The organism is Massilia sp. Leaf139 (assembly GCF_001424165.1).
Classification (GTDB): Bacteria; Pseudomonadota; Gammaproteobacteria; order Burkholderiales; family Burkholderiaceae_D; genus Telluria.
Genome location: NZ_LMOJ01000022.1, coordinates 244510 through 266604, shown reverse-complemented (window position 1 = coordinate 266604; position 22095 = coordinate 244510). Strand labels below are relative to the sequence as shown.

Below are 22095 nucleotides of genomic sequence, written 5' to 3'. Positions count from 1 at the left end.
ACATCTCATGAACATCCTGTTTCTCTGCACAGGCAACTCCTGCCGCTCCGTCCTCAGCGAAGGCACCTTTAACCACCTCGCGCCGGAAGGGATGAAGGCGATCAGTGCCGGCAGCCAGCCGACGGGCTGGCTGCATCCGCGCGCCGTCGCGCTCCTGCACCGCAAGGGGATCTCTACCGCGGGTTATTACAGCAAATCGTGGGACGCTTTGCCGGTCACGCCGGACATCGTCGTCACGGTCTGCAGCAGCGCCGCCGGCGAAACCTGCCCGGCCTATCTCGGCCCGGTGCTGCGTACTCACTGGGGGCTGGAAGATCCGAGCCACGTCGCCCGCACCGACGAGGAAATCGAGGCCGCCTTCGAGCGCACCTACGCGATCATCCTGGCCCGCATGCGAGCCTTCCTGGCGCTGCCGCTGGCCGAACTGAAAGCGGACAAGGCCAGGTTCAAGGCCGAGCTCGACCGCATCGGCACCCTGCTGCCGTGATCACAAGTCTTCAAAGATCGCCGTGCTGATTGCCCTGCTCATTTTCGTCCTCACCCTGGTCTTCGTCATCTGGCAGCCGCGCGGCCTCGGCATCGGCTGGAGCGCCTCCGCGGGCGCTGTCGTCGCCCTGCTCACCGGCGTCGTCCAGGTTTCCGACATCCCCGTGGTCTGGAACATCGTCTGGAATGCGACGGGCGCCTTTGTCGCCGTCATCATCATCAGCCTGCTGCTCGACAAGGCGGGCTTCTTCGAATGGGCGGCGCTGCACGTGGCGCGCTGGGGCAAAGGCAACGGTCGCTGCCTCTTTATCCTGCTGGTGCTGCTGGGCGCGGCCGTCGCCGCCCTGTTCGCCAACGACGGCGCCGCGCTGATCCTGACGCCCATCGTGATCGCCATGCTGGCCGCGCTACGCTTTTCTCCGCAAGCCACGCTCGCCTTTGTCATGGCGGCGGGCTTCATCGCCGATACCGCCAGCCTGCCGCTGGTCGTCTCGAACCTGGTGAACATCGTCTCGGCCGACTACTTCGACATCGGCTTCACGCGCTACGCCGCCGTCATGGTGCCGGTCAACCTGGTGTCGGTGGCCGCGACGCTGGCCGCGCTGGTCTGGTTCTTCCGGGAGGACATTCCGGCGAATTACGACCTGGCGCAGTTGAAGCGCCCCGAAGAGGCCATCCACGACCGCGCCACCTTCGTCACCGGCTGGTGGGTGCTGGCGCTGCTGCTGGCCGGCTTCTTCTGGCTCGACGACATCGGGGTGCCGATCAGCGCGGTGGCCGCCGTCGGTGCGGCGCTGCTGCTGGCCGTGGCCGCACGCGGGCACCGCATCTCGACGCGCGAGGTGCTGCGCGGCGCGCCCTGGCAGGTGGTCGTGTTCTCGCTGGGGATGTACCTGGTGGTGTACGGCCTGCAGAACGCCGGCCTGACCGGCTACCTGACGAACGTGCTGGATACGTGCGCGCAATACGGCGTGTGGGGCGCGGCGCTCGGCACCGGCTTCGTCACCGCCATCCTGTCCTCGATCATGAACAACATGCCGACCGTGCTGGTGGGGGCGCTGGCGATCGACGCCACCGCCACCACCGGCGTGGTGCGCGAGGCGATGGTGTTTGCGAACGTCATCGGCGCCGACCTCGGCCCGAAGATCACGCCCATCGGCAGCCTCGCCACCCTGCTCTGGCTGCACGTGCTCGATGCGAAGAACATCCATATCGCGTGGGGCTATTATTTCCGCGTCGGGATCGTGCTGACGCTGCCGATCTTGTTCGTTACCTTGTGCGCGCTGGCCCTGCGCCTGAGCTGAGAAAGGAAGACATGACCATCCCGCATCGCATCCCGACCTTGCCCAACCTGCAGCCCGAACTGCTGGACATCCCGAGCGCCGCCAAACTCGAACCGGTAGGCGACATGAGCCACCCGCCGCGCATCCTGCTGCTCTACGGCTCGCTGCGCGAACGTTCGTTCAGCCGCTTCCTCATCTTCGAGGCGGCGCGCATCCTCGAGCACTTCGGCGCCGAGGTGCGCATTTTCGATCCGATGGAACTGCCGATGGTCGGCAGCGTGCCGGACACGCATCCGAAGGTCGCCGAGCTGCGCGAGCTGTGCCTGTGGTCGGAGGGGCAGGTCTGGTGCAGTCCCGAGCGCCATGGCGCGGTGACGGCGGTGATGAAGAACCAGATCGACTGGATCCCGCTCGAGATGGGCGCGATCCGCCCGAGCCAGGGACGCACCCTGGCCGTGATGCAGGTGTGCGGCGGCTCGCAGTCCTTCAATGTGGTCAACACGCTGCGCCTCCTGGGGCGCTGGATGCGCATGTTCACGATCCCGAACCAGTCCTCGGTGCCGATGGCCTACAAGGAGTTCGACGAGGAGGGGCGCATGAAGCCGTCGGCCTATTACGACCGGGTCGTCGACGTGATGGAGGAACTCGTGAAATTCACCCTGCTCGTGCGCGGACGCACCGATTACCTCACCGACCGCTACAGCGAACGCAGCGAGCGTGCGCGCCAGGCAATCAACCGCCAATTGAAGCAAATCTGAACATGCCCCGGCCCCGACCGGAGAACCCGTGCTACTGATGCAAGTTTCGTTGCCCACTCACAACGGTCAGGCTGCTTCGTTTCGTTTCCATACGTAAATATATCGACGCGGCCGGGGTCGCTCCGCTACAGTTCGAATCATCGCGTGCGCCATGCATGCAGCCGGCCCCGCGGGCTGGCGAACCAGACTATCCCGCAGTGCCGCCGCTACCGTGCACGTCGAACCCGAACGAAAGCGATCCATGTTTTTCCCATCCACTGCCGCCCTTTCCTGTTCCGCCTGCGCGGGCGCCGTCCTGTTCGCCCTGAGCGGCAGCGCCTGCGCCGAGACGGTTTCGCCGGGCTGGAAATTCTCCGGCTTCGGCACCGTCGGCGTCGCCCATAGCGACGAGTCCCAGGCCGACTTCGTCGCCTCGATCATGAAAGGCGGCGGCGCCGGCCGTACCGGACACTGGAGCCGCCACGTCGACACCAAGCTCGGCGGCCAGGCCGACCTGCAGTTCGATGCGCGCTGGTCGGCCGTGGTGCAGGTGGTGACCGAGCAGCGCCTCGATTACAGCTACCAGCCGCGCATCGAATGGGCCAACGTCAAATACCAGGTGACCCCGGAACTGGCGCTGCGCCTCGGGCGGATCGCCCTGCCGATGTTCATCGCCGCCGACTACCGCAAGGTGGGCTATGCCTATCCGTGGATCCGCACGCCGATCGAGGTGTATGGCGTCCTGCCGCTCAGCAGCAGCGACGGCGCGGATCTCAGCTGGCAGTGGAACGGCGAATCGATGCACAGCACCACCCAGGTGCTGTTCGGCCGCACCGACATGGCGCTCTACGATGGCGCGCGCCTGCGCGGGCGCGACATCGCCGGGTTCTCGCACACGGTCGAACAAGGCGCCTTCAGCGCGCGTGCCTCGGTCATCACCACGCGCCTGTCGGTCAGCCTGTTCCCGGAACTGTTCGACGCCCTCGAGGCCTTCGGCCCCCTGGGCCGCGGCATGGCGGCGCGCCTGCGCGTCGAGGACAAGCGCGCCTCGGCCATGAGCATCGGCCTGAACTACGATCCGGGCCAGTGGTTCGTGATGGGCGAAGCCGGCCGCAGCAAGGTCGACGGCTACCTCGGCAGCACGCGTTCGGCCTATGTCAGCGGCGGCTGGCGCCACGGCAACCTGACGCCGTATGCCGGTTACGCCCGCGTCTGGGGCACCCTGCCCGAGGGCCCGCACGCGCTGCCCCTGGGCAGCCTGCCGCCGGCCTACGCCGCCATCGGCTACGCCGCCAACGCGGGCCTGGAAGGGATGATGCGCGCGGTACCCTCGCAGTCCACGCTCAGCGTCGGCCTGCGCTGGGACGTGGTGCCGAACGTCGCCGTCAAGCTCCAGCACGAGCGCGTCACCACGCGTAGCGGCTCGCGCGGCATGTTCATCAATTCGGCGCCCGACTACCGGTCGGGACGCACGGCGCCGGTGACGAGCGCCGCCCTCGACTTCGTCTTCTAGGGGGGCAGTATGAGACTTCGTCATGCGAAGCTGCTCGCAGCAGCCCTCCTCGCCTTGTCCGGCGCCGTCGCGCAGGCCGGCGAACTGGTGGTGATCGTTTCCGCGCGCAGCCCGGTCGAGGCCCTGCGTCCCGATCAGGTCGCCGCGATCTTCCTCGGCCAGTCGCCGCGCTTTCCGAACGGCGCCATCGCCAGCGCGCTCGACCAGCCGATCGGCACGCCCGAACGCGACCAGTTCTACCTGCGCGTGGCCGGCAAGTCCCCGGCCCTGCTGAAGGCGCACTGGTCGAAGATGGTGTTCACCGGCCGCGGCCAGCCGCCGCGCGAGCTGGCCGGCAACGCCGCCGTGCGCAAGGCCGTGGCCGAGGATCCGACCCTGGTCGGCTATATCGAGCGCGAGGCGCTCGATCCGAGCGTGCGCGCCGTCCTGCTGGTGCATTGAAAGGCCGTCCATGTTTTCACGCTCTCCCTCCCCCCGCATGCAGGCCCGGCGTTCGGCGCTGGCGCGCTGGCTCGGGCGCGGCCTCGACACCCATATCTCGTTGCCGCTGTTCGCGATCCTGCTGGTGATCGGCATGTGGATCCTGACCCTGCGCGTGATCGACGCCGACCGCGCTGCCGCCCACGACGCCGTCCATGCGGCGACGCTGGAGCGGGTCGAAACCTACGAAGCGCAGATGGCGCGCAGCCTGAACGGGATCGACCAGACCCTCAAGGTGCTCAAGTATGCCGTCGAACTGAACGGCGCGGAAGGCGCCCTGCCGGTGCTGCGCGCGCAAGGCTTGCTGCCGCCGGGACTGGTCTTCGTCGTCGCCATCGCCGACCGCAACGGCCGCGTCGTCGCCAGCAATCCCGAGGACAGCGCGCACGACGTTTCCGGCACCGCCTACTTCCTCTATCACCGCAATAACGACGTCGACCTGCCGTTCGTGGGCGCGACCGTCGGCGACCCCGCCAAGGCCGAACCGCACATCCACTTCACGCGCCGCATCAACGACAAGGCCGGGCGCTTCGCCGGCGTGGCCATCGTCGAAGCCGATCCGTCCTATTTCACCAGCGCCTACGAACGCTCGCGCGACGGCGAGCAGGGCATGCTCGGCCTGGCCGGCGTCGACGGCCTGATGCGCGCGCTGCGCGTGGGCGAGAACGTGAGCTGGGGCCAGCGCATCGAACTGGGCAGCGCCGGCGGCGGTGTCAGCCTGCACAAGGGGCCGGACGGCGTGGCGCGCTACACCAGCGTGCAGCGCCTGCACGGCTTCCCGCTGGCGATCGTGGTCGGCCTGTCGCGCGAGGAGCAGTTCGCGCCCTTCGAGGCCAAGCGCCAGACCTACCTGCTGGCCGCGAGCAGCGCCACCGCCCTGCTGTTCCTGGTGGTGGCCGTGGTCGCGGGCTGGGCCTGGCAGCTGGCGCGCGCACGGCGCCGCGCGCGCCGCGCCCAGGAAACCTATGCCGCCGCCTCCGAAGGCAGCCTGGACGCCTTCTTCGTGCTGCGCAGCGTGCGCGGCCCCGGCGACGCCGTGGTCGACTTCATCGTCGAGGCGACCAACTCGCGCGCCGAAAGCTTCATCGGCCTGCCGCGCGAGCAGATGCAGGGCATGCTCCTGTGCGACATGTTCCCCCACTACCGCAGCAACGGCATCTTCGACGACCTGGCGCTCGTGGCCCAGGACGGCAAGCCGCGCGAAGGCGAATGGCAGGGCTCCGAACGCGATGCGGCCGGACGCTGGCTGCACCGCCAGGTGGTCGCCGTCGAGGACGGCGTGGTCGTCATCGTGCGCGACATCACCGAGCGCAAGCAGGTCGAGGAACGCATCTTCCACATGGCGCACCACGACGAGCTGACCGGCCTGCCGAACCGCAACCTGATGCACGACCGGATCGAACAGGCCATCCACAACGCGGCGCGCCACGGCAACGCGGTCGCCCTCGCCTTCGTCGATCTCGACGGTTTCAAGCTGATCAACGACGGCCTGGGCCACAAGGCCGGCGACGAACTGCTCAAGGCGGTCAGCAAGCGCATGGGCGCCTGCCTGCGCCGCAGCGACACGCTGGCGCGCTTCGGCGGCGACGAATTCGTGATCCTGCTGCCCGACCAGGGCCACGAGCCGGGCGCGCTGGCGCCGCTGCTGGAAAAGATCCGCGTCGCCGTGACCGAACCGGTGCAGGTAGCCGGCCAGGCGGTGCAAGTCAGCTGCAGCATGGGCGTGGTGATGTACCCGCGCGACGGCCACGACGCCAGCGCCCTCCTGATGAACGCCGATGCCGCGATGTACCGCGCCAAGGACCTGGGCAGCAACAACTTCCAGTTCTACGCGCGCGAAATGAATGCCAGCGTCGAGGAAAAGCTGGTGCTGCTCGACGGCCTGCGCCATGCCGTCCAGGCCACCCATGAGGGGGCCGCCGACAACGGCTTCCGCCTGCTGTACCAGCCGAAGGTCGACTTGCGCACGGGCCGCGTGTTCGGCGTGGAGGCGCTGATCCGCTGGCAGCATCCGGAACAGGGAATGGTGCCGCCGCAGCGCTTCATCGGCCTGGCCGAAGAGAGCGGCCTGATCGTCGAGATCGGCGACTGGGTGGTGCGCGAAGCCTGCCGCCAGGCGCGCGCCTGGGTCGACGCCGGCCTGCCGCCGGTGACCATGTCGGTCAACGTCTCGGCGCGCCAGTTCGAGGAAGCCCGCCTGGTCGAACGCGTGGCCGCCGCCCTGCGCGACACGCGCCTGGCGCCGGAACTGCTGGAACTGGAAGTGACCGAAAGCCTGATCATGCGCGACCTGCACAAATCGGTCGCCAAGATGCGCGAGCTGGAGGCGATGGGCGTGTCGCTGTCGATCGACGACTTCGGCACCGGTTATTCGAGCCTGTCCTCGCTGAAGACCTTCCCGATCAGCCGCCTGAAGATCGACAAGAGTTTTGTCAGCGAACTGGCCGACAACCCGGACGACCAGGCGATTGCCATGGCCGTGATCTCGCTCGGCCACAAGCTGAACCTGCGCGTGATCGCCGAAGGCGTCGAGACCGAGCAGCAGCGCGCCTTCCTGCGCGAGAACGAGTGCGACGAGATGCAGGGGTATTTGTTCAGCAAGCCGGTAGGGGCGGACGATATCGTCGACATGCTGGAAGCGTATGCACTGGAGCTGGAGCGGCCGCGGCGTTTGGCGCTGGCGTAAATAAACATCGCGAATCTCCGCTCACTGCGACGTAGGGTGGGCGGGGGAAAACAGTCCTGTGGACTGTTTTCCCGCCCACCCCTACGGGTCTGCGCAGTCGATTACAGCTGCGCTGCACGCAGGCGCTTGACCAGCGCCTCCGCATCCGCATCCACGTGCATCAATTCGGCATGACCGGGCCGCACGAACCCCTCCTCCACCTGGTGCCTTGCGAATCCCACCAGCCCATCGTAGAAACCGCCGGCATTCAACAGCCCGATCGGCTTGGCGTGAATCCCCAGCTGCGCCCAGGTCACCATCTCGAACAGCTCTTCCAGCGTGCCGAAGCCGCCCGGCATGGCGATGAAGCCTTCCGACAGCTCGGCCATCATGGCTTTGCGTTCGTGCATGTCCTTTACCACGAACAGGCGCGTCAGGCCGGCATGGCCGACTTCGCGCTCGACCAGGGCGCGCGGGATGACGCCGGTGGCTTCGCCGCCGAGGCGCAGGACTTCGTCCGCGATCACGCCCATCAGGCCGACCTTGCCGCCGCCGTAGACGAGGGCGATGTTGTGTTCGACCAGTACGCGCGCGAGGCTGCGCGCGGCGTCGGCATACAGGGGCTTGGCGCCGTTGGAGGCGCCGCAGTAGACAGCGATGGATTTCATCGGTATTCCAGAATGGGTGCGCTCAGGCGCTCGGATCGCGGCCCTCGTCGGGCAGCTTTTTAAGGTATTCCTCGGACAGCTTCTCGAACAGCAGCCGCGTATCCCCGCGCAGATACGGCCCGAGCATCGACAGCACCTGGTAGCAGCCGCGCGCGAGCGCGTCGGCAATGGCCTGCTGCTCGCTGTACTTGCGCGGGTTGCGCACGTATTCGTAGGAGAGCCAGTAGGTGGCGACGACCACCATGTTGGTCGCCATTGCGCCGATCTGCTGGTCGGAAGCTTCCAGCGACTGCTCGCTGCGCAGGTCTTCGCAGAGCTGGCGCGCGACCTTGATCTTGTGGGCGAGGATGGCCTTGAAGTGCAGTTCGAGCTTGCGGTTGCGCGACAGCAGGTCGTTGAGGTCGCGGTAGAAAAAGCGGTAGCGCCAGATCAGCTCGAACATCAGGTGCAGGTAAAGCCAGACGTCTTCCATGTTCGAGCGCCGTCCCGCCGGCACCGTCAGGATGCGCTCGATCTCGGCCTCGAACTGCACGAAGATCGAATTGACGATGTCGTCCTTGTTACGGAAATGGTAGTACAGGTTGCCGGGCGAGATGTTCATCTCCTCGGCAATGACGGTCGTCGTGATGTTCGGCTCGCCGAACTCGTTGAACAGCCTGAGCGAGAGCTCGAGGATGCGTTCACGGGTGCGGCGCGGAGCTTTCTGTAGCATGGATGGCGGCGTAGGTGGTGTCTGCCGCAAGCATATCACCGAACCGGATGCCGGCGGCAGCGCTTTGGCACGGTCGTGCGAATTTCGGTTCAGCCGGCGTTGCCTTTGCCGGCGCTGCGCTTTGCCGTCGGGCGCTTGGCGGGCGGCTTGACCGGGGCGGCTTTCCTTGCCGCCGGCTTGGCGGCCTTCCTCTGCAGGTGCTCGCCCGCCAGCTCGGCCAGCATGCGCTCCAGTTCGTCGATGCGGTGGTTCAGCGCCTCCATCTCGCTGCGCGCGGGCACGCCGATGGTGGCCAGCGCGCGCGCCACGCGTTCCTCGAACACCTGCTCCAGCTTGCCCCAGGTGCCGGAGGCGCGGCGGCTGGAGCGTTCGGCCTTGCGCGCCACGGTGTCGGTTGCATCCTCGACCGAGCGCGCGCGCTTTTGCAGTTCGCTGCCGTCGCGCACGAGACGGGTGAATTCACGGCCGCCCGCCTGCTGGGCCTTGGCAAAGGCGCCCAGGCCGGCTTGCCAGATCTGCTGGGCCGAGCTGCGCACCGCACGCGACAGCGCTTCTTCTTCCTGCTCGAGTTCTTCGATATTCTTGGTCATGGCTTCCTCTGCTGTTCAGGCCATTGTAGGTCTGCACGATAGAAGCCGCATTCTAAACGGCGCGGGCGCGTCCTGCGAAGGCCTCGTGCAGCAGCGCCAGCAGGGCGTCGGCGCGCCAGGGCTTGGCGAGATAGGCGTCGGCGTCGCCCCGTTCGAGCGCCGCGCGCAGTGCCGCGTCGTCGCCGGCGGCCGACAGCAGGATGCGCACGCTGTCCGGATGCAGGCGACGCGCCTGCGCCAGCAGATCGGCCCCGGACATGCCCGGCATCAGGTGGTCGCTGAGGATGACGGCGACGGACTCGCGCTCCAGCACGGCCTGCGCCTCGGCGCCGGAGGCCGCGCTCAGCACGCGCCAGCCCTGCCCTGCCACCGTGTCGCGCAGCAGCTCGAGCATGAAGGCGTCGTCGTCGACCAGCAGCAGCGCCGGCGGCGCTGCGCTGGCCGGCGCCAATGCGCCCAGCTCCTCCATCACCGTATCGAGCACGCCCGCGTTGCAGCCCAGCGCCACATGGCCGACGCCGCCCAAAGCGATGTTGCGCGCGCCTTCCAGCACGCTCGAGGTCTGCGGCGAGACGATGTTGTCATGGTGGCTGAAGATCGAGGTGATCAGCGCGCGCCGCTCTGCATCTTCGCTCGCAGCCAGCTCGCACAGCCAGCCGCAGGCCGCGCCGTGCACGCGCCGCATCTGCGCCGCGTTCGCGCCGAGCCCGAATTGCGCCAGGCCGGTGCCATGGTGCGGCGAGCCGAGCGTGATGACGCGCGCCACGCGGCCGCTGCCGTGGGCACGCATCCAGGCGCGCGCCACCAGGCCGCCCATGCTGTGGGCGACGATGGCGATGCGCGGCGCGCCGGTAGCGGCGCACAAGTCCTCGACGGCGCGCTGGAAGGCCGGCACATAGCCGTCGATCGGGCCGCCCACCGGCTCCAGGTCGATGCTGGCGTAGCTGATGAAGTTACGCTCCAGGCGCGGGATCAGGTAGCGCCAGTAGCCGCTGTTGCAGCCGTAGCCGTGCACCAGCAGCACCGGCACGCCCTGCGCGTCCGGCTCGATGTGGCGGCAGGCATGGGTGCGCGGCATGAACCAGGAGGTGGTGAGCATGCTGCTCCTGAACTCCTCGGCCAGCAGGCGCAGGCGCTGGCGGGGGCTCAGGCGAAATTCGCCCGGCGTCGGGCTGGCGAAGCAGGCGGCGAGGACGAAGTTGTTCATGTTGATGACGAGGCGCACCAGCACCACGCAGGCCAGGCCGAGCGCCAGCGCCGCCCAGGGCGGCAGGCCGCCCCAGCGCCAGGAGGCAAAGGCAATGGCGGCCACGCTGGCCAGCTGCAGGGCCAGGATCCAGCGCAGCATGCGCCTGGCACTCATGCGCGCGCCCGTGCTCATGTCATGCATTCTCTTCACGCATTCGCCACGACCTTCGGCGCCGGCTTGCCGGTCAGGCTGGTGGCGAGATTGCTCGCCAGGCGCGCCGTGATGCCGTAGATGGACAGCTGCGGATTGGCGCCGATCGAAGTCGGGAACAGCGAGCCGTCGTGCACCGACAGGTTCGACAAACCCCGGTAGCGGCCGTCGGGCGCCGTCACGCCGCGCGCCTCGTCGTCCGCCATCGTGCAGCCGCCCATCACGTGGGCCGAGGCCACGCGCGTCATGTGCAGGCGCTGCGGCAGCGCGGCGATCTCGCGTTTCGCCTCTTGCCACGAAGTGTAGCGGCGCGCCGTCTCGTGCGCTGGCTGCACGGCCGTGGCGCCGGCCGCGAACTGGATCTCGGCCATGGTGAGCAGGGCGCGGCGCGCGCCGTCCCAGAGAAAATCGTTGAGAGGATAGTCGAGCACGCCCGCGCCGTCCTTCAGCTGCACGGCGCCGCCCGCGGATTGCTCGTGGAAGCCGTCGCGCAGCAGCGCCAGCATCCCCTGCATGTGCGGGAACTGGCGCATCAGTTCCGCATGGCCGGCGCCGAAGCCGTTCAGGGTGGTCGCCAGCAGTACCGGGTGCAGCGGCGGCGCTTCCAGCTTGTAGCCGAGGGCGCCGTCAATCGGCTGCGTACCCAGGAAGTGATCCGAATACACCGTCTGCGGCGCGCCGGCCCAGGCATTGACGCGCTGCGGGAAGAGGCCGGCCGAAATCAGGGTCGGATGCAGGAAGGTGCGCTTGCCGAGCAATCCGTTCGGGTCGGGTGCGCCGGAACGCAGCAGCAGCGCCGGCGAGTTGATCGCCCCGCCCGCCACCACGAAGTGTTTGGCGCGCAGGCGCAGCACGCGGCCGCTGGCGGCCACGCCGTCCTGCGTCAGCGCGCTGCACAGCAGCTCGTCGGCGCGCTCGCCGCGCAGCACGAAGCGCTCGGCGCGGGCGCGCGTGACCAGGATCGCGCCATGGTCGAGGGCCGACGGGATCGTCGTCACCAGCATCGACTGCTTGGCATTGGTCGGACAGCCCATGCCGCAATAGCCCAGGTTCCAGCAGCCCTTCACGTTGCGGCGGATGAAGCCGGAGGCAATGCCGAGCTTGTCCAGCCCGCGCTTCAGCAGATCGTTGTTCTCGTTGGGCGGGGCCTGCCAGTCGCCCACGTGCAGGCGCGCCTCCATCATGGCGAACCAGGGCGCCAGCGCCGCGCCGTCGTAGTCGCGCAGGCCGAAGCGCTCGCGCCAGTGGTTCAGGGTGGCCTCGGGCGTGCGGAAGCTCGAGGTCCAGTTGACGGTGGTGGAGCCGCCGACGGTGCGGCCCTGCAGGATCTTGACGCCCTTGTCGAGCGTCTGGCGCGCGGCCGATTCCTGGTACAGCGCGGGGTAGGCGTCGGCCTCTCGCATCTTGAAATCCGAGGACGAGCGCAGTGCGCCCTCTTCCACGATCAAGACCTTCAAGCCCGCCAGCGCCAGGATCTCGGCCGTGACGCCGCCGCCGGCGCCGCTGCCGACGATGACGACGTCGGCTTCCAGCGTGCGGTCGGCATCGAACGCGGCTGCGTCGACGATGCGCCAGCCGCGCGCGCGGCCGGCCTGGATCGGGTCGGGGATGATGCCCTTGGGCGTCAGGGGAATGGTGGTGTCGGTCATGATCAGGACAGTTCCTTCATCGGGCCGGGATAACCGATCGCGCTCCACGACGCCGGCTGCGCATACCAGGCGCCGAGCGTGAGGTCGTGCAGCGCGCCGTAGGCGCTGCGCAGCAGGGCGAAGCGGTGCAGGCGCCAGTCCTGGAGAAACGCCGCGACCTCGTTCGGATCGGCCTGCGTCCAGCCCTTGGTGACGCCCGTGAGCAGGCGCCGCGCCGGCGCCAGGGCGAGCAGGCCGAACAGATCCTGCACTTCCTTTTGCACGGCGAGCGGCAGGTTCGAGATGGCGGCATGCACGCCCTCGATCGTGGCGGCGAGCGCCGTTCGCCGTTCGTCCGGCTGCGTCGGCAATGCGCCCGCCAGCATGGCCGGCACGATGGCCGCCAGCGCGGATCGCGCTTCGCCGTCGAGCACGAAACGTTGCGGCGCCGGCGTATGGACGGCGCGGTAGATGCCGCCGCCCGCGGCCAGCACGAAGGCGCCGAGCAGGCCGGCTTTCAGGAAGGATCTGCGCTTGGTCTCCATCGGGAATCCTTGTTGTTATAGAACGTAGTGTACGACAGGCCGCCGCGGCTGGAATTAGAGGAAATCGTCGAGAAGCGCGTCATTGGCGCGGCGGCCCGCTTGCCCATGCAAATATCCTTTGCACGGGGGCGCAAACATGCAAATTTTGTTTGCATCCCGCGACGCGCACTTTCGCACGGCAGGCGACAAGCCTTCTCAGCACGGCGCAGGGCTTGTACCATAGGCGCGTTCAGCTCCGCAGTAGCTCCGCATTCAGCCTATTTTTCGAAAGCCTCTCATGATCATCGCCTCCTTCTCCCGCGCCGCCATCCTGGCCGCCGCCATCGCCGCCTGCGCCATGCCCGTCCAGGCCGCCAGCACCGCCGCTTCGTCGGCGTCCAGCGCGGGCTCGGCCTCGTCGGGCAGCGTGTCCGATTCGATCGGCGCGTCCAGCAACAGCTCGGGCGGCGACAAGCGCGTGGCCGCCGGCCAGTACCGCGTGATCGACATCGCCGCCGCGCCGGGTAAGCCGGACACGGTGCGCATGACCCTGCACGCGGCCGCCGCCGGCGCAACGGGCGAATTCACGCTCGACGTGCCGAACCGCGCCCTGGCGCAGCGCTCGGTCGGCAAGGGCGAACTGGTGCAGGTGAACGCGCGCGAATACGGCTACGAATTCGCCCACGCCGACAGCAAGCAGGCCTTCTTCCTGGCGCTGGAAGACAACTGGTACCGCGAACTGGGCTCGCGCAAAGTCGCGATCTGATGATGCGCGGCCTGCGCCTCGTCCTGGGCGCGCTCGCCCTGTGCGCGAGCGGCGGCGCCTGGGCCGGCTTGCCGGTGTTCTGCGAACGTTCCCAGGAGATCACGGCCGCCGACCAGGATCGCGTGCTGCGCTTCGCCGGCGTCGTCAGGCGCGAGCTCGAAGCTTCGGGCGGCAAGGTCGCGCTGGTCTCGCGCGCGGGCCTCGACCTGAGCCGTTTCGGCCTGCTGTATTCGCATGCCGCCGTGGCCCTGAAGGACAATCCCGCCAGTCCCTGGGCCGTGCGCCAGCTGTATTACGCCTGCGACGAATCGCGTCCGCGCCTGTTCGACCAGGGCGTCGCCGGTTTCGCGCTCGGCGCCGAGACGCCCGCCAGCGGCCACATGTCCCTCGTCTTCCTGCCCGAGGAAGACGGCGCGCTGCTGGAACGGGCGGCGCTCGACAAGCCCCTCGCCCTGTCGCTGCTGGCCGGCCGGTACAGCGCCAACGCCTATGCCTTCGGCACGCGCTACCAGAACTGCAATCAGTGGGTGGCCGAGCTGCTGGCCGGCGCCTGGGGCGGCATCGACCGTTCGAACGCGCCGCGCGCGCAGGCGCAAGCGTGGCTGCGCGCGCAGGGCTATGCGGCCGGCCCTGTACAAGTGCCCTCGCACGCGCTGATGTTCGCCGGCCAGTTCCTGCCGCTGGTGCATGTGAACGACCATCCGGTCGAGGACATCCACGCGTTGAAGCTGCAGGTGAGCGTGCCGGAATCAATCGAAGCCTTCGTGCACCGGCGCGCGCCGGCTGCGCGGCGGGTGCAGGTGTGCCACGACAAGGAGCGGATCGTCGTGCGCCGGGGCTGGGAGCCGCTGGGGGCTGAATGCCGTGCGGCGCCGGGTGACGAAGTGATTGCGTTTGGGTCTTGATGCCGAAGCAGCCAGTCTTTGTTTAACTATCAGGGATACCATGCAAGCTTGTAACTGACGGTGCTCAGTCTTGCTGACGGGTCGCGACTGATTGACCGCGTGGACGGGAGAACCCGTTCACCCTACAGCGAGCGAATCGACCGCTCAGCGCTTCAGGATCTGTCTTGCAATCCCGCGCAGGATATTCACCTCTTCCGTCTCCAGCTGCGCGCGCGCGAACAGCCGCTTCAGGCGCGGCATCAGCTTCTTCGGATTGTCGGCGTTGAGAAAGCCGATCGACACCAGCGCCTCTTCCAGGTGGGCATACATGCCTTCGATCTGGGTTACGCTGGCGGCGTCGCCGTGGAAGCCGACCGGGGTTTCCGGCACCGCGTCGCCGATGGCGGCCATCCGGCATTCGTAGGCCAGCACCTGGGCCGCCTGCGACAGGTTCAAGGACGAATAAGCCGGATTGGCCGGGATGTTGATCAGCACATTGCACTTCTCGACGATCTCGTTCGGCAAGCCGACGCGTTCGTTGCCGAGGATGAGCGCGGCCTTGACCTCGGCCTGGCTGGCGGCCGGGTTGGCAACATACTCGGCAAAAGCACGCGGCGTCCACACCGGCGGCGAGAATTCGCGCAGCCGCGCCGAGACGGCGGCGGCGAAATTGCAGCCCTCCAGGGCCTCGGCCACGCTGCCGACGATGCGCGCGTTCTGCAGGACGTCGATGGCGCCGCTGGCGAAGGCGACCGCTTCCGGGTCGTTCAAGGGCTCAAGGCAGCGCGGGGACACGAGCACGAGTTCGGTGAAACCCATGGTCTTCATGGCACGGGCGACCGAGCCGACATTGCCGGCGCGGCTGGTCTCGACGAGGACGAATCGTAGCCCGTTCGGCAGGCGGGTGAAAAGAGTCGTGTCGGATTCTGGCTGGTTCATTTAAAATAGCGCTATCGCGCGGCGACGAGCAATTGAAATTTCGGCATCAAGGGCCGGGATTCTACCGAATTCGACGCCGCCACGCTCTTTAATTCGGCTTCAAGCCGTCAACTTATACTCGACCGTCCATGGTGCATCATGCCCCGTGGGCGTCAGCGTTTTTTTCAGGGAAAAGCACATGCATCCAATGCTCAACACGGCCATCAAGGCCGCACGCCGCGCCGCCACCGTCATCAACCGCGCGTCTTTCGACCTCGACCGCATCGTGGTCTCTGAAAAACAACACAACGATTTCGTCACCGACGTCGACCAGGCATCGGAACAGGCCATCGTCGAAACGCTGCTGAAAGCCTACCCCGACCACGCCATCCTCGGCGAAGAATCGGGCCCGTCGCGTAACTTGAACGACGACAGCGAGTATGTCTGGATTATCGACCCGCTCGACGGCACCACCAACTTCATGCATGGCTACCCGAACTTCTGCATCTCCATCGCGCTGCAGCACAAGGGCGTGATCACCCAGGCCGTCGTCTACGACCCGGTGCGTAACGACCTGTTCACTGCTTCCAAGGGCGCCGGTTCCTACCTGAACGACAAGCGTATCCGCGTCAAGAACCACGACCGCATCGGCAAGGCCCTGATCGCCTCCGGCCACGGCCCGGATCCGCGCGCGCTGGCCGAATACCTGCGCATGTACGAAGTCGTCGCCTCGCGTTGCCACGGCGTGCGCAGCAGCGGTTCGGCCGCGCTGGAATTGGCGAACGTGGCCGCCGGCCGCGTCGACGCCTATTTCGAAAAGGGCTTGAAGATCTGGGATATCGCTGCAGGTTCGCTCCTGGTGACGGAAGCGGGCGGCATCGTCGGCGAGTTCAACGGCGAGTCGCAATACCTGAACAAGGGCGACATCATCGCCGCCGGCCCGAAGGTGTTCGCACAGATGATCCCGCTGATGGTGCCTTTCGCGTAAAATAGCGGTCTAGCTTGCCGCCGTGACCGCAGTGCGCACGGTGGCAACCCTCATCAGTATTTCCACTGCGCAACAAAATCACTATAATGCTCCGGCTCGTCGGATGAGCACGCCTTGCGCGTGATCCGGCGCCGCGCACCCTTTCCGATCCTGGCGCCGCTTGCGCCGGCGGCGGAATCAACCTCACCAGAGAATCTATGTCATTTGCTACCCTCGGCCTGTCCGACGCCATCGTTCGTGCAGTCGCTGAACAAGGCTACACCACGCCAACGCCCATTCAAGCCCAAGCCATCCCGGCCGTGCTCGGCGGCGGCGACCTGCTGGCCGGCGCCCAGACCGGCACCGGCAAGACCGCCGGCTTTACCCTGCCGCTGCTGCAGCGCCTGTCGTCGGACGCGGTCGGCGCCGCACAGAAAAGCAAGACTTCGCCACGTGCGATCCGCGCCCTGATCCTGGCCCCGACCCGCGAGCTGGCGGCCCAGGTCGAGGAAAGCGTGCGCCTGTACGGCAAGTACACCAACCTGAACTCGGCCGTGATCTTCGGCGGCGTCGGCATCAACCCGCAGATCAAGCTCCTGAAGCACGGCGTCGACGTGCTCGTCGCCACGCCGGGCCGCCTGCTCGACCACGCCGGCCAGCGCACCGTCGACCTGTCGAAGGTCGAGATCCTGATCCTGGACGAAGCCGACCGCATGCTCGACATGGGCTTCATCCATGACATCAAGAAAGTGCTGGCCCTGCTGCCGCCGAAGCGCCAGAACCTGCTGTTCTCGGCCACCTTCTCGGACGAGATCAAGGCCCTGGCCGACAAACTGCTGAACAACCCGGCGTCGATCGAAGTCGCGCGCCGCAACTCGACCGTCGAAGTCATCGCCCAGAAGATCCACCCGGTCGACCGCGACAAGAAGCATCCGATGCTGTCGCACCTGATCAAGGAAAACGACTGGAGCCAGGTGCTGGTGTTCACCCGCACCAAGCACGGCGCGAACAAGCTGGTCGAGCAGCTCGGCAAGGACGGCATCGGTGCGATGGCGATCCACGGCAACAAGAGCCAGACCGCCCGTACCAAGGCCTTGTCCGAGTTCAAGGACGGCAGCCTGCAGGTGCTGGTCGCGACCGACATCGCCGCACGCGGCATCGACATCGACCAGCTGCCGCACGTGGTCAACTACGACCTGCCGAACGTGCCGGAAGACTACGTGCACCGCATCGGCCGTACCGGCCGTGCCGGCGCCACCGGCGAAGCCGTATCGCTGGTCTGCGTCGACGAGCACCAGATGCTGAAAGACATCGAGAAGCTGATCAAGCAGACCCTGCCGCGTCACGTGATTCCGGGCTTCGAGCCGGATCTGAACGCCAAGGCCCAGCCGATCCAGCTGCGCAGCGGCGCGCCTGGGCACGGCAACCGTGGCGGCCGTCCAGGCGGCAACGGCGGCGGCCGCGGCCAGGGCCAGCCGCGCGCGGCGGCGCCGGCGGGCGGTTCGCGTCCGGCCGGTAGCGGCGGCGGCCGTCCGGCATCGAGCGGTGGCGGCAACCGCGGCGGCAACGCCGGCGGTGCGCCCCGTTCGGCATCCGCGCCGCGCACGGGTGGCCGTGGGCGCTAAGCCTTAGTCGCTTGTCACATCGAAACAGCCCGGCATGTCCGGGCTGTTTTTTTTCGCCCTCGCACGATTGGCGGGCGGCTGCGCCATCGGCGCCGCAGTGCTACGATAGCGGTCTGACAACATTCGAGACTGCCATGCCCAAATTCGCCGCCAACCTGAGCACGATGTTCACCGAGCTCAGCTTTCTCGACCGCTTCGCCGCGGCGCGCGAAGCCGGGTTCGACGCCGTCGAATTCCAGTTCCCCTATGCCTGCGAACCGGAGTGGATCGCCGGGCGCCTGGCGCGCTATGGCCTCGAACTCGTGCTGCACAATTTCCCGGCCGGCGACTGGCCCGGCGGCGACCGTGGCATGGCTTGCGACCCGCGCCGCATCGCCGAGTTTCAGGACAGCGTCGAGCTGGCCCTCGATTACGCCGACGAACTGGGCGTCAAGCAACTGCATTGCATGGCGGGCATCCTGCCGCCGAACGTGCCGCACGCGCGCGCCCACGCCACCTATGTCGCCAACCTGCGCTTCGCCGCCGCGGCGCTGAAGGAACGCGGCCTGGCCCTGCTGATCGAGCCGATCAACGACCGCGACGTGCCCGGCTATTTCCTGACCGGCTCGCGCCAGGCAGCGGGCATCATCCGCGAATGCGCCGTCGACAACCTGTTCCTGCAGTTCGACGTCTACCACGCCCAGCGCATGGAAGGCGACCTGGCCAATACCATCCGCGAGCTGCTGCCCCTGATCCGCCACATCCAGATCGCCGACGTGCCGGGCCGCCACGAACCGGGAACCGGTGAAATCAATTTCCCTTACCTGTTCCGCGTGCTCGACGAGCTCGGCTACGACGGCTGGATCGGTTGCGAATACACGCCGGCGGCCGGGACGGTCGAGGGTCTCGGCTGGCGCGGCAATCCGCTGGTTTCCCCGGCGCCGATCCACGGCTAGACAAGCCCGATCTGCTGCGGCACTATTGCTTCTTTATAAACGAGGAGAACCGCATGATCCAGGGACTGCGCACCGTCATTTATCCGGTCACCGACCTCCAGGAGGCAACCGGCTGGTACCGCCAGGTGCTGGAAAAGGCGCCCTATTTCGACCAGCCCTTCTATGTCGGCTTCGAGGTCGGCGGTTTCGAACTCGGCCTGATTCCCGATGGCATACCGGGTGCGGCGGGCGCCACCGCCTATTGGGGCACCCAGGATGCGGCCGCCGAGCTGGCGCGGCTGGAGGCGCTCGGCGCCACGGTCGATTCGCCGCTGGCGGACGTCGGCGACGGCATTCGCGTCGCCACCGTGCGTGATCCCTACGGCAACCTGTTCGGTATCATCGAAAATCCCCATTTCGACCATAGCAAGGTCGGCTGATCCAGCGCAGTAATTGATCCAATGCAACGCCGCTGCGCGCGGCGTTTGCCAAAATGGGGTCTTTCCGTCCGGCACTTTTGCCCGTTCGAGAGGATCCGATGACCCCATTTCGTCTTAGCCTCGCCGCCTGCCTACTGGCGCTCAACGTCGTGCTGGGAGGCTGTGCCTCCACCGGCGGCCCGGTCAGCCTGGTCGAAGTGCGCGAATTCGCCGAAGCCTCGGCCAAGCTCGGCGGCTATGGCGAACTTTCGCGCCGCTACCGCGACACCTATGAGCGCGAACAACCCTATCTGCCCGCGTCCGCGGACAAATTGGCGCGCGAAAACGACGCCAAGCGGCGCGCCGTCTACGAGGATTTCGTCAGCGTGCAAAAGGCGCTGGTGCTTTACATGCAAACGCTGAGCCTGCTGGCCGGCGACACCCGCTACGACCTCACGGAACGGATCGACGACCTGGGCAACGGCCTGAAAGCGAATGCCGAGTCAGGCCTGCAGCAGCGCCACGTCGCCGCCTACACGGGCCTGACGCGTCTGCTGACGCGGGTGATCGCCTCGGGCTACCAGAACCGCAGCGTCGAGACCATGGTGCGCGACAGCGACGCCGACGTCCAGATCCTGCTAGAGGCGATGATTTCGCTCACCCGCCTCTACTACAAGACCAACGAGAATGAAAAGAAGACCGTGCTCGGCATTTTCGATGTCGAGCTGCCTTTTACCAAGGGTAATAACGAACGCATGCTCGTCACCCTGGCCAAGGTGCACTACCTGAACAAGGCGAGCGAATACAAACTGATCGACCGCCGCTACGACCTGGCCTTGCAGGGACTGACCAAGGTGGCGCTCGGGCACCAGAAGCTGCGCGAAAACCTGCACAAGCTGACGCAGGAGGACGTCAAGCGCATGCTCGGCAATTATGGACGCGACCTGCGGATGATCCGCGAAGGCCTCGCGGGCGAATGATCTTCAGGGAGGCAGCATGGCGAGCGACAAGAAACCAGCAGGCGACGCAACCGACATGGCGATCGACGCCTTCGCCGGCGCGGTAGCCGGCAGCGTTACCGGGGGCGCGGCAAAGGCCGCAACGGTCAATGAGACGGTCGCCCGCACGGCGCCGGCCGGCAACGGCGGCCTGGCCAGCGTGGCCCAGATCGTCGAACTGGCCGACCAGTTGTCCGCCTGCGCCGACGGGCTGCACGAACGCATCATGCGCGACATCCGCGCCTACGACGGCGGGGTCGTCCCGGCCCATGTGCAGGCCGCCGCGCGCGCCCTGCTCGAAGACGAGCTGCTGCTGCGCCAGCGCGCCAACGGCCTGTATGCAGACGCCGCCACCTATGTCGTCAAGTCGCTTGGCAAGTCGCAGCAGGGCGTGGTGGCGCTGACCACGGCGGCGGCCGAAAAGATCCGCAAGATCGCCCTGATCGGCGACGTGACGGGCCTGGTGGCGGGCCTGCTGCACCTGGCAGGCGCGGCGGCGACCGGACAGGCGGCCTCGGTCATCACGGCGCTCGACAAGATCCACACGCAAATCAAGGCGATCGACACCCACCGCGCGCCCGCCAAGCCGGCCTGACCTCCCCCCAAAGCGCACGCGTGCGCCCATGTTCATGGGCCGCGCATCGCGCTACACTGCGCCTACAGGTTCATGTGGGAGCGCGCAATGAACGCCATCTTCCGGCTTCGGCCATCCGCGCGGCATTGTGCCGCGCATTCCTAGACGTCCGGGTGCGTCCATGGCAGCCCTCGACGCCGGCCAGCTGGCCCAGTTGCGCGCCGCGCTCGCCGCTCAGCTGGCGGCGCTCAGCCGCACCGAGGATCCCGATGCGGCGAACGGCGCGCACGACCTGCCGGTCTCCGAGGTCGAAACCTCCCCTGCCGACAAGGCCACCGTACGCCTGCTGAACGACCTCGCCCTCGAGGCCGCCGGCCACCACGCGGCGCGCATGCAGGTGCTGCGCCAGGCGCTGGCGAAGTTCGAGGACGGCAGCTATGGCTCCTGCGAGGAATGCGGCGGCGACATCGGTTTTTCGCGCCTGCAGGCGCGGCCCGAGGCGCGCCTGTGCATCGGCTGCCAGACGCGCATGGAGAAGCGTTGAATGTCGGGCCGGATCGTCAGCGCATGTGGTGGCCGCCATTGATCGCGATGTCGGCACCGGTGATGAAGGCGGCGGCGTCCGACACCAGGTAAGCCACCAATGCGGCCACCTCTTCCGGTTCGCCCAGCCGGCCCAAGGGAATCTGCGGCAGGATCTTGTTCTGCATGATTTCCTGCGGCATTGCCTCGACCATTTTGGTACGCAGGTAGCCGGGCGAGACAGTGTTCACGGTCACGCCGTGGCGCGCCGTTTCCAGCGCCAGCGCCTTGGTGAAGCCGTGCATGCCGGCCTTGGCGGCCGCGTAATTCGTCTGGCCGTAGGCGCCGCCGTTGGCGTTGACCGAAGAGATATTGATGACGCGGCCCCAGCGCTGCGCCGTCATTGGGCCGACGGCCTGGCGGCTCATGTGGAACACGCTGTCGAGGTTGGTGCGCAGCACGTCGTGCCAGTCTTCCAGCGTCATCTTGCGCAGGCTGGCGTCGCGTGTGATGCCGGCATTATTCACCAGGACGTCGATGCGGCCGAGTTCGTCGAGCAGGCCGGCCATCATGGCTGCGCAGGCACGGTCGTCGGTGACGTCGAGACGCCAGGCACGGAAGCGGTAGCCCTCGTCGCGCTGGGCGGCGAGCCAGCCTTCGGGCGAGGGATTCGACGGCGAATAGGTGAGCGCCACCGTGCAGCCCGCATCCGCGAGCTGCCGGCACAGTGCCGTGCCGAGTCCGCCCATTCCGCCCGTTACCAGCGCAACCTTGTTCTTTTCCATGTTTTCCCCTTGTCATGAACGGCCGTGTGGCCGAAAGC

General features: G+C 67.3%; 23 protein-coding genes. 15 read left to right on the top strand and 8 right to left on the bottom strand.

The features are described from left to right. The first annotated feature begins 7 nt into the window (after positions 1–7). From ASF77_RS12615 to ASF77_RS12590, 6 genes are all read left to right on the top strand, one after another. Positions 8–487, top strand: coding sequence for an arsenate reductase ArsC (locus ASF77_RS12615; protein ID WP_056339602.1), 480 nt, complete (start codon positions 8–10; stop codon positions 485–487). Between the two features lie 22 nt (positions 488–509). Then, a complete protein-coding gene (locus tag ASF77_RS12610) occupies positions 510–1790 on the top strand; it encodes an arsenic transporter (protein ID WP_056339598.1) in 1281 nt (426 codons plus the stop codon). Positions 1791–1801: 11 nt separating this feature from the next. Next, positions 1802–2527 (top strand): arsenical resistance protein ArsH, encoded by a 726-nt coding sequence (gene arsH / locus ASF77_RS12605; protein WP_056339595.1) that lies wholly within the window; start codon positions 1802–1804, stop codon positions 2525–2527. 241 nt (positions 2528–2768) lie between these two features. Further along, on the top strand, positions 2769–4019 hold the full coding sequence (locus ASF77_RS12600) for a hypothetical protein (protein ID WP_056339592.1): 1251 nt from the start codon (positions 2769–2771) through the stop codon (positions 4017–4019). Between the two features lie 9 nt (positions 4020–4028). After that, complete coding sequence (locus tag ASF77_RS12595) at positions 4029–4460, top strand: hypothetical protein (RefSeq protein ID WP_056339589.1); 432 nt, start codon at positions 4029–4031, stop codon at positions 4458–4460. 10 nt (positions 4461–4470) lie between these two features. After that, positions 4471–7185 carry an EAL domain-containing protein gene (locus ASF77_RS12590; protein WP_156648871.1) on the top strand — a complete coding sequence of 905 codons (2715 nt, stop codon included), beginning with the start codon at positions 4471–4473 and terminating at the stop codon, positions 7183–7185. Positions 7186–7286: 101 nt separating this feature from the next. Here the strand turns inward: ASF77_RS12590 and ASF77_RS12585 are convergent, their stop codons facing one another. From ASF77_RS12585 to ASF77_RS12560, 6 genes are all read right to left on the bottom strand, one after another. After that, the gene (locus tag ASF77_RS12585) at positions 7287–7832 is read right to left on the bottom strand and encodes a TIGR00730 family Rossman fold protein (RefSeq protein ID WP_056339585.1); all 546 of its coding nucleotides are present in this window, start codon (positions 7830–7832) and stop codon (positions 7287–7289) included. Positions 7833–7854: 22 nt separating this feature from the next. Then, on the bottom strand, positions 7855–8544 hold the full coding sequence (locus tag ASF77_RS12580) for a TetR/AcrR family transcriptional regulator (protein ID WP_056339579.1): 690 nt from the start codon (positions 8542–8544) through the stop codon (positions 7855–7857). A gap of 89 nt (positions 8545–8633) precedes the next feature. Next, positions 8634–9134 carry a phasin family protein gene (locus ASF77_RS12575; protein ID WP_056339570.1) on the bottom strand — a complete coding sequence of 167 codons (501 nt, stop codon included), beginning with the start codon at positions 9132–9134 and terminating at the stop codon, positions 8634–8636. A 52-nt stretch (positions 9135–9186) separates the two neighbouring features. After that, entirely contained in the window at positions 9187–10524 is a 1338-nt protein-coding gene (locus ASF77_RS12570; RefSeq protein ID WP_229445447.1) for an alpha/beta fold hydrolase, read from the bottom strand. 5 nt (positions 10525–10529) lie between these two features. Then, positions 10530–12182 (bottom strand): GMC family oxidoreductase, encoded by a 1653-nt coding sequence (locus ASF77_RS12565; protein ID WP_056339566.1) that lies wholly within the window; start codon positions 12180–12182, stop codon positions 10530–10532. A gap of 2 nt (positions 12183–12184) precedes the next feature. After that, complete coding sequence (locus ASF77_RS12560; RefSeq protein ID WP_056339564.1) at positions 12185–12706, bottom strand: hypothetical protein; 522 nt, start codon at positions 12704–12706, stop codon at positions 12185–12187. Between the two features lie 277 nt (positions 12707–12983). Between ASF77_RS12560 and ASF77_RS12555 the strand changes: the two genes are divergently transcribed. Both ASF77_RS12555 and ASF77_RS12550 read left to right on the top strand, forming a co-directional pair. After that, on the top strand, positions 12984–13451 hold the full coding sequence (locus ASF77_RS12555; protein WP_056339561.1) for a hypothetical protein: 468 nt from the start codon (positions 12984–12986) through the stop codon (positions 13449–13451). Beyond that, positions 13451–14356, top strand: coding sequence for a DUF2145 domain-containing protein (locus tag ASF77_RS12550; RefSeq protein ID WP_056339557.1), 906 nt, complete (start codon positions 13451–13453; stop codon positions 14354–14356). Before ASF77_RS12555 ends, ASF77_RS12550 begins: the two co-directional genes overlap by 1 nt. Before the next feature lie 144 nt (positions 14357–14500). On the opposite strand, the gene ASF77_RS12545 is transcribed toward ASF77_RS12550, so the two are convergent. Continuing rightward, positions 14501–15274 (bottom strand): RNA methyltransferase, encoded by a 774-nt coding sequence (locus ASF77_RS12545; protein ID WP_056339554.1) that lies wholly within the window; start codon positions 15272–15274, stop codon positions 14501–14503. Between the two features lie 187 nt (positions 15275–15461). Here ASF77_RS12545 and ASF77_RS12540 point away from each other — a divergent pair, with 187 nt between their 5' ends. The 7 genes from ASF77_RS12540 to ASF77_RS12510 all read left to right on the top strand — a co-directional run bounded on the left by ASF77_RS12540 (position 15462) and on the right by ASF77_RS12510 (position 21294). After that, positions 15462–16241, top strand: a complete 780-nt coding sequence (locus ASF77_RS12540) for an inositol monophosphatase family protein (RefSeq protein ID WP_056340384.1) — start codon at positions 15462–15464, stop codon at positions 16239–16241. Between the two features lie 197 nt (positions 16242–16438). Further along, positions 16439–17845 carry a DEAD/DEAH box helicase gene (locus tag ASF77_RS12535; protein ID WP_056339551.1) on the top strand — a complete coding sequence of 469 codons (1407 nt, stop codon included), beginning with the start codon at positions 16439–16441 and terminating at the stop codon, positions 17843–17845. 134 nt (positions 17846–17979) lie between these two features. Then, positions 17980–18780, top strand: coding sequence for a hydroxypyruvate isomerase (gene hyi / locus ASF77_RS12530; protein ID WP_056339548.1), 801 nt, complete (start codon positions 17980–17982; stop codon positions 18778–18780). A gap of 53 nt (positions 18781–18833) precedes the next feature. Continuing rightward, positions 18834–19199 (top strand): VOC family protein, encoded by a 366-nt coding sequence (locus ASF77_RS12525; RefSeq protein WP_056339545.1) that lies wholly within the window; start codon positions 18834–18836, stop codon positions 19197–19199. Positions 19200–19297: 98 nt separating this feature from the next. Then, positions 19298–20158 (top strand): hypothetical protein, encoded by an 861-nt coding sequence (locus tag ASF77_RS12520; RefSeq protein ID WP_056339543.1) that lies wholly within the window; start codon positions 19298–19300, stop codon positions 20156–20158. A 16-nt stretch (positions 20159–20174) separates the two neighbouring features. Further along, on the top strand, positions 20175–20771 hold the full coding sequence (locus ASF77_RS12515; RefSeq protein ID WP_229445415.1) for a hypothetical protein: 597 nt from the start codon (positions 20175–20177) through the stop codon (positions 20769–20771). Between the two features lie 160 nt (positions 20772–20931). After that, complete coding sequence (locus ASF77_RS12510; RefSeq protein ID WP_056339541.1) at positions 20932–21294, top strand: TraR/DksA family transcriptional regulator; 363 nt, start codon at positions 20932–20934, stop codon at positions 21292–21294. Positions 21295–21310: 16 nt separating this feature from the next. On the opposite strand, the gene phbB is transcribed toward ASF77_RS12510, so the two are convergent. Then, complete coding sequence (gene phbB, locus ASF77_RS12505; RefSeq protein WP_056339539.1) at positions 21311–22057, bottom strand: acetoacetyl-CoA reductase; 747 nt, start codon at positions 22055–22057, stop codon at positions 21311–21313. Positions 22058–22095: the final 38 nt, after the last annotated feature.

What these genes read in the sequence shown, in the direction of transcription:
- ASF77_RS12515 (WP_229445415.1), top strand. Translation starts at nt 20,175, where the DNA reads ATGGCGAGCGACAAGAAACCAGCAGGCGACGCAACCGACATGGCGATC.
- ASF77_RS12550 (WP_056339557.1), top strand. Translation starts at nt 13,451, where the DNA reads ATGATGCGCGGCCTGCGCCTCGTCCTGGGCGCGCTCGCCCTGTGCGCG.
- ASF77_RS12570 (WP_229445447.1), bottom strand. Translation starts at nt 10,524, where the DNA reads ATGCATGACATGAGCACGGGCGCGCGCATGAGTGCCAGGCGCATGCTG.
- ASF77_RS12575 (WP_056339570.1), bottom strand. Translation starts at nt 9,134, where the DNA reads ATGACCAAGAATATCGAAGAACTCGAGCAGGAAGAAGAAGCGCTGTCG.
- ASF77_RS12560 (WP_056339564.1), bottom strand. Translation starts at nt 12,706, where the DNA reads ATGGAGACCAAGCGCAGATCCTTCCTGAAAGCCGGCCTGCTCGGCGCC.
- ASF77_RS12595 (WP_056339589.1), top strand. Translation starts at nt 4,029, where the DNA reads ATGAGACTTCGTCATGCGAAGCTGCTCGCAGCAGCCCTCCTCGCCTTG.
- ASF77_RS12555 (WP_056339561.1), top strand. Translation starts at nt 12,984, where the DNA reads ATGATCATCGCCTCCTTCTCCCGCGCCGCCATCCTGGCCGCCGCCATC.
- ASF77_RS12525 (WP_056339545.1), top strand. Translation starts at nt 18,834, where the DNA reads ATGATCCAGGGACTGCGCACCGTCATTTATCCGGTCACCGACCTCCAG.
- ASF77_RS12520 (WP_056339543.1), top strand. Translation starts at nt 19,298, where the DNA reads ATGACCCCATTTCGTCTTAGCCTCGCCGCCTGCCTACTGGCGCTCAAC.
- phbB (WP_056339539.1), bottom strand. Translation starts at nt 22,057, where the DNA reads ATGGAAAAGAACAAGGTTGCGCTGGTAACGGGCGGAATGGGCGGACTC.
- hyi (WP_056339548.1), top strand. Translation starts at nt 17,980, where the DNA reads ATGCCCAAATTCGCCGCCAACCTGAGCACGATGTTCACCGAGCTCAGC.
- ASF77_RS12510 (WP_056339541.1), top strand. Translation starts at nt 20,932, where the DNA reads ATGGCAGCCCTCGACGCCGGCCAGCTGGCCCAGTTGCGCGCCGCGCTC.
- ASF77_RS12565 (WP_056339566.1), bottom strand. Translation starts at nt 12,182, where the DNA reads ATGACCGACACCACCATTCCCCTGACGCCCAAGGGCATCATCCCCGAC.
- arsH (WP_056339595.1), top strand. Translation starts at nt 1,802, where the DNA reads ATGACCATCCCGCATCGCATCCCGACCTTGCCCAACCTGCAGCCCGAA.
- ASF77_RS12535 (WP_056339551.1), top strand. Translation starts at nt 16,439, where the DNA reads ATGTCATTTGCTACCCTCGGCCTGTCCGACGCCATCGTTCGTGCAGTC.
- ASF77_RS12540 (WP_056340384.1), top strand. Translation starts at nt 15,462, where the DNA reads ATGCTCAACACGGCCATCAAGGCCGCACGCCGCGCCGCCACCGTCATC.
- ASF77_RS12585 (WP_056339585.1), bottom strand. Translation starts at nt 7,832, where the DNA reads ATGAAATCCATCGCTGTCTACTGCGGCGCCTCCAACGGCGCCAAGCCC.
- ASF77_RS12600 (WP_056339592.1), top strand. Translation starts at nt 2,769, where the DNA reads ATGTTTTTCCCATCCACTGCCGCCCTTTCCTGTTCCGCCTGCGCGGGC.
- ASF77_RS12580 (WP_056339579.1), bottom strand. Translation starts at nt 8,544, where the DNA reads ATGCTACAGAAAGCTCCGCGCCGCACCCGTGAACGCATCCTCGAGCTC.
- ASF77_RS12615 (WP_056339602.1), top strand. Translation starts at nt 8, where the DNA reads ATGAACATCCTGTTTCTCTGCACAGGCAACTCCTGCCGCTCCGTCCTC.
- ASF77_RS12590 (WP_156648871.1), top strand. Translation starts at nt 4,471, where the DNA reads ATGTTTTCACGCTCTCCCTCCCCCCGCATGCAGGCCCGGCGTTCGGCG.
- ASF77_RS12545 (WP_056339554.1), bottom strand. Translation starts at nt 15,274, where the DNA reads ATGAACCAGCCAGAATCCGACACGACTCTTTTCACCCGCCTGCCGAAC.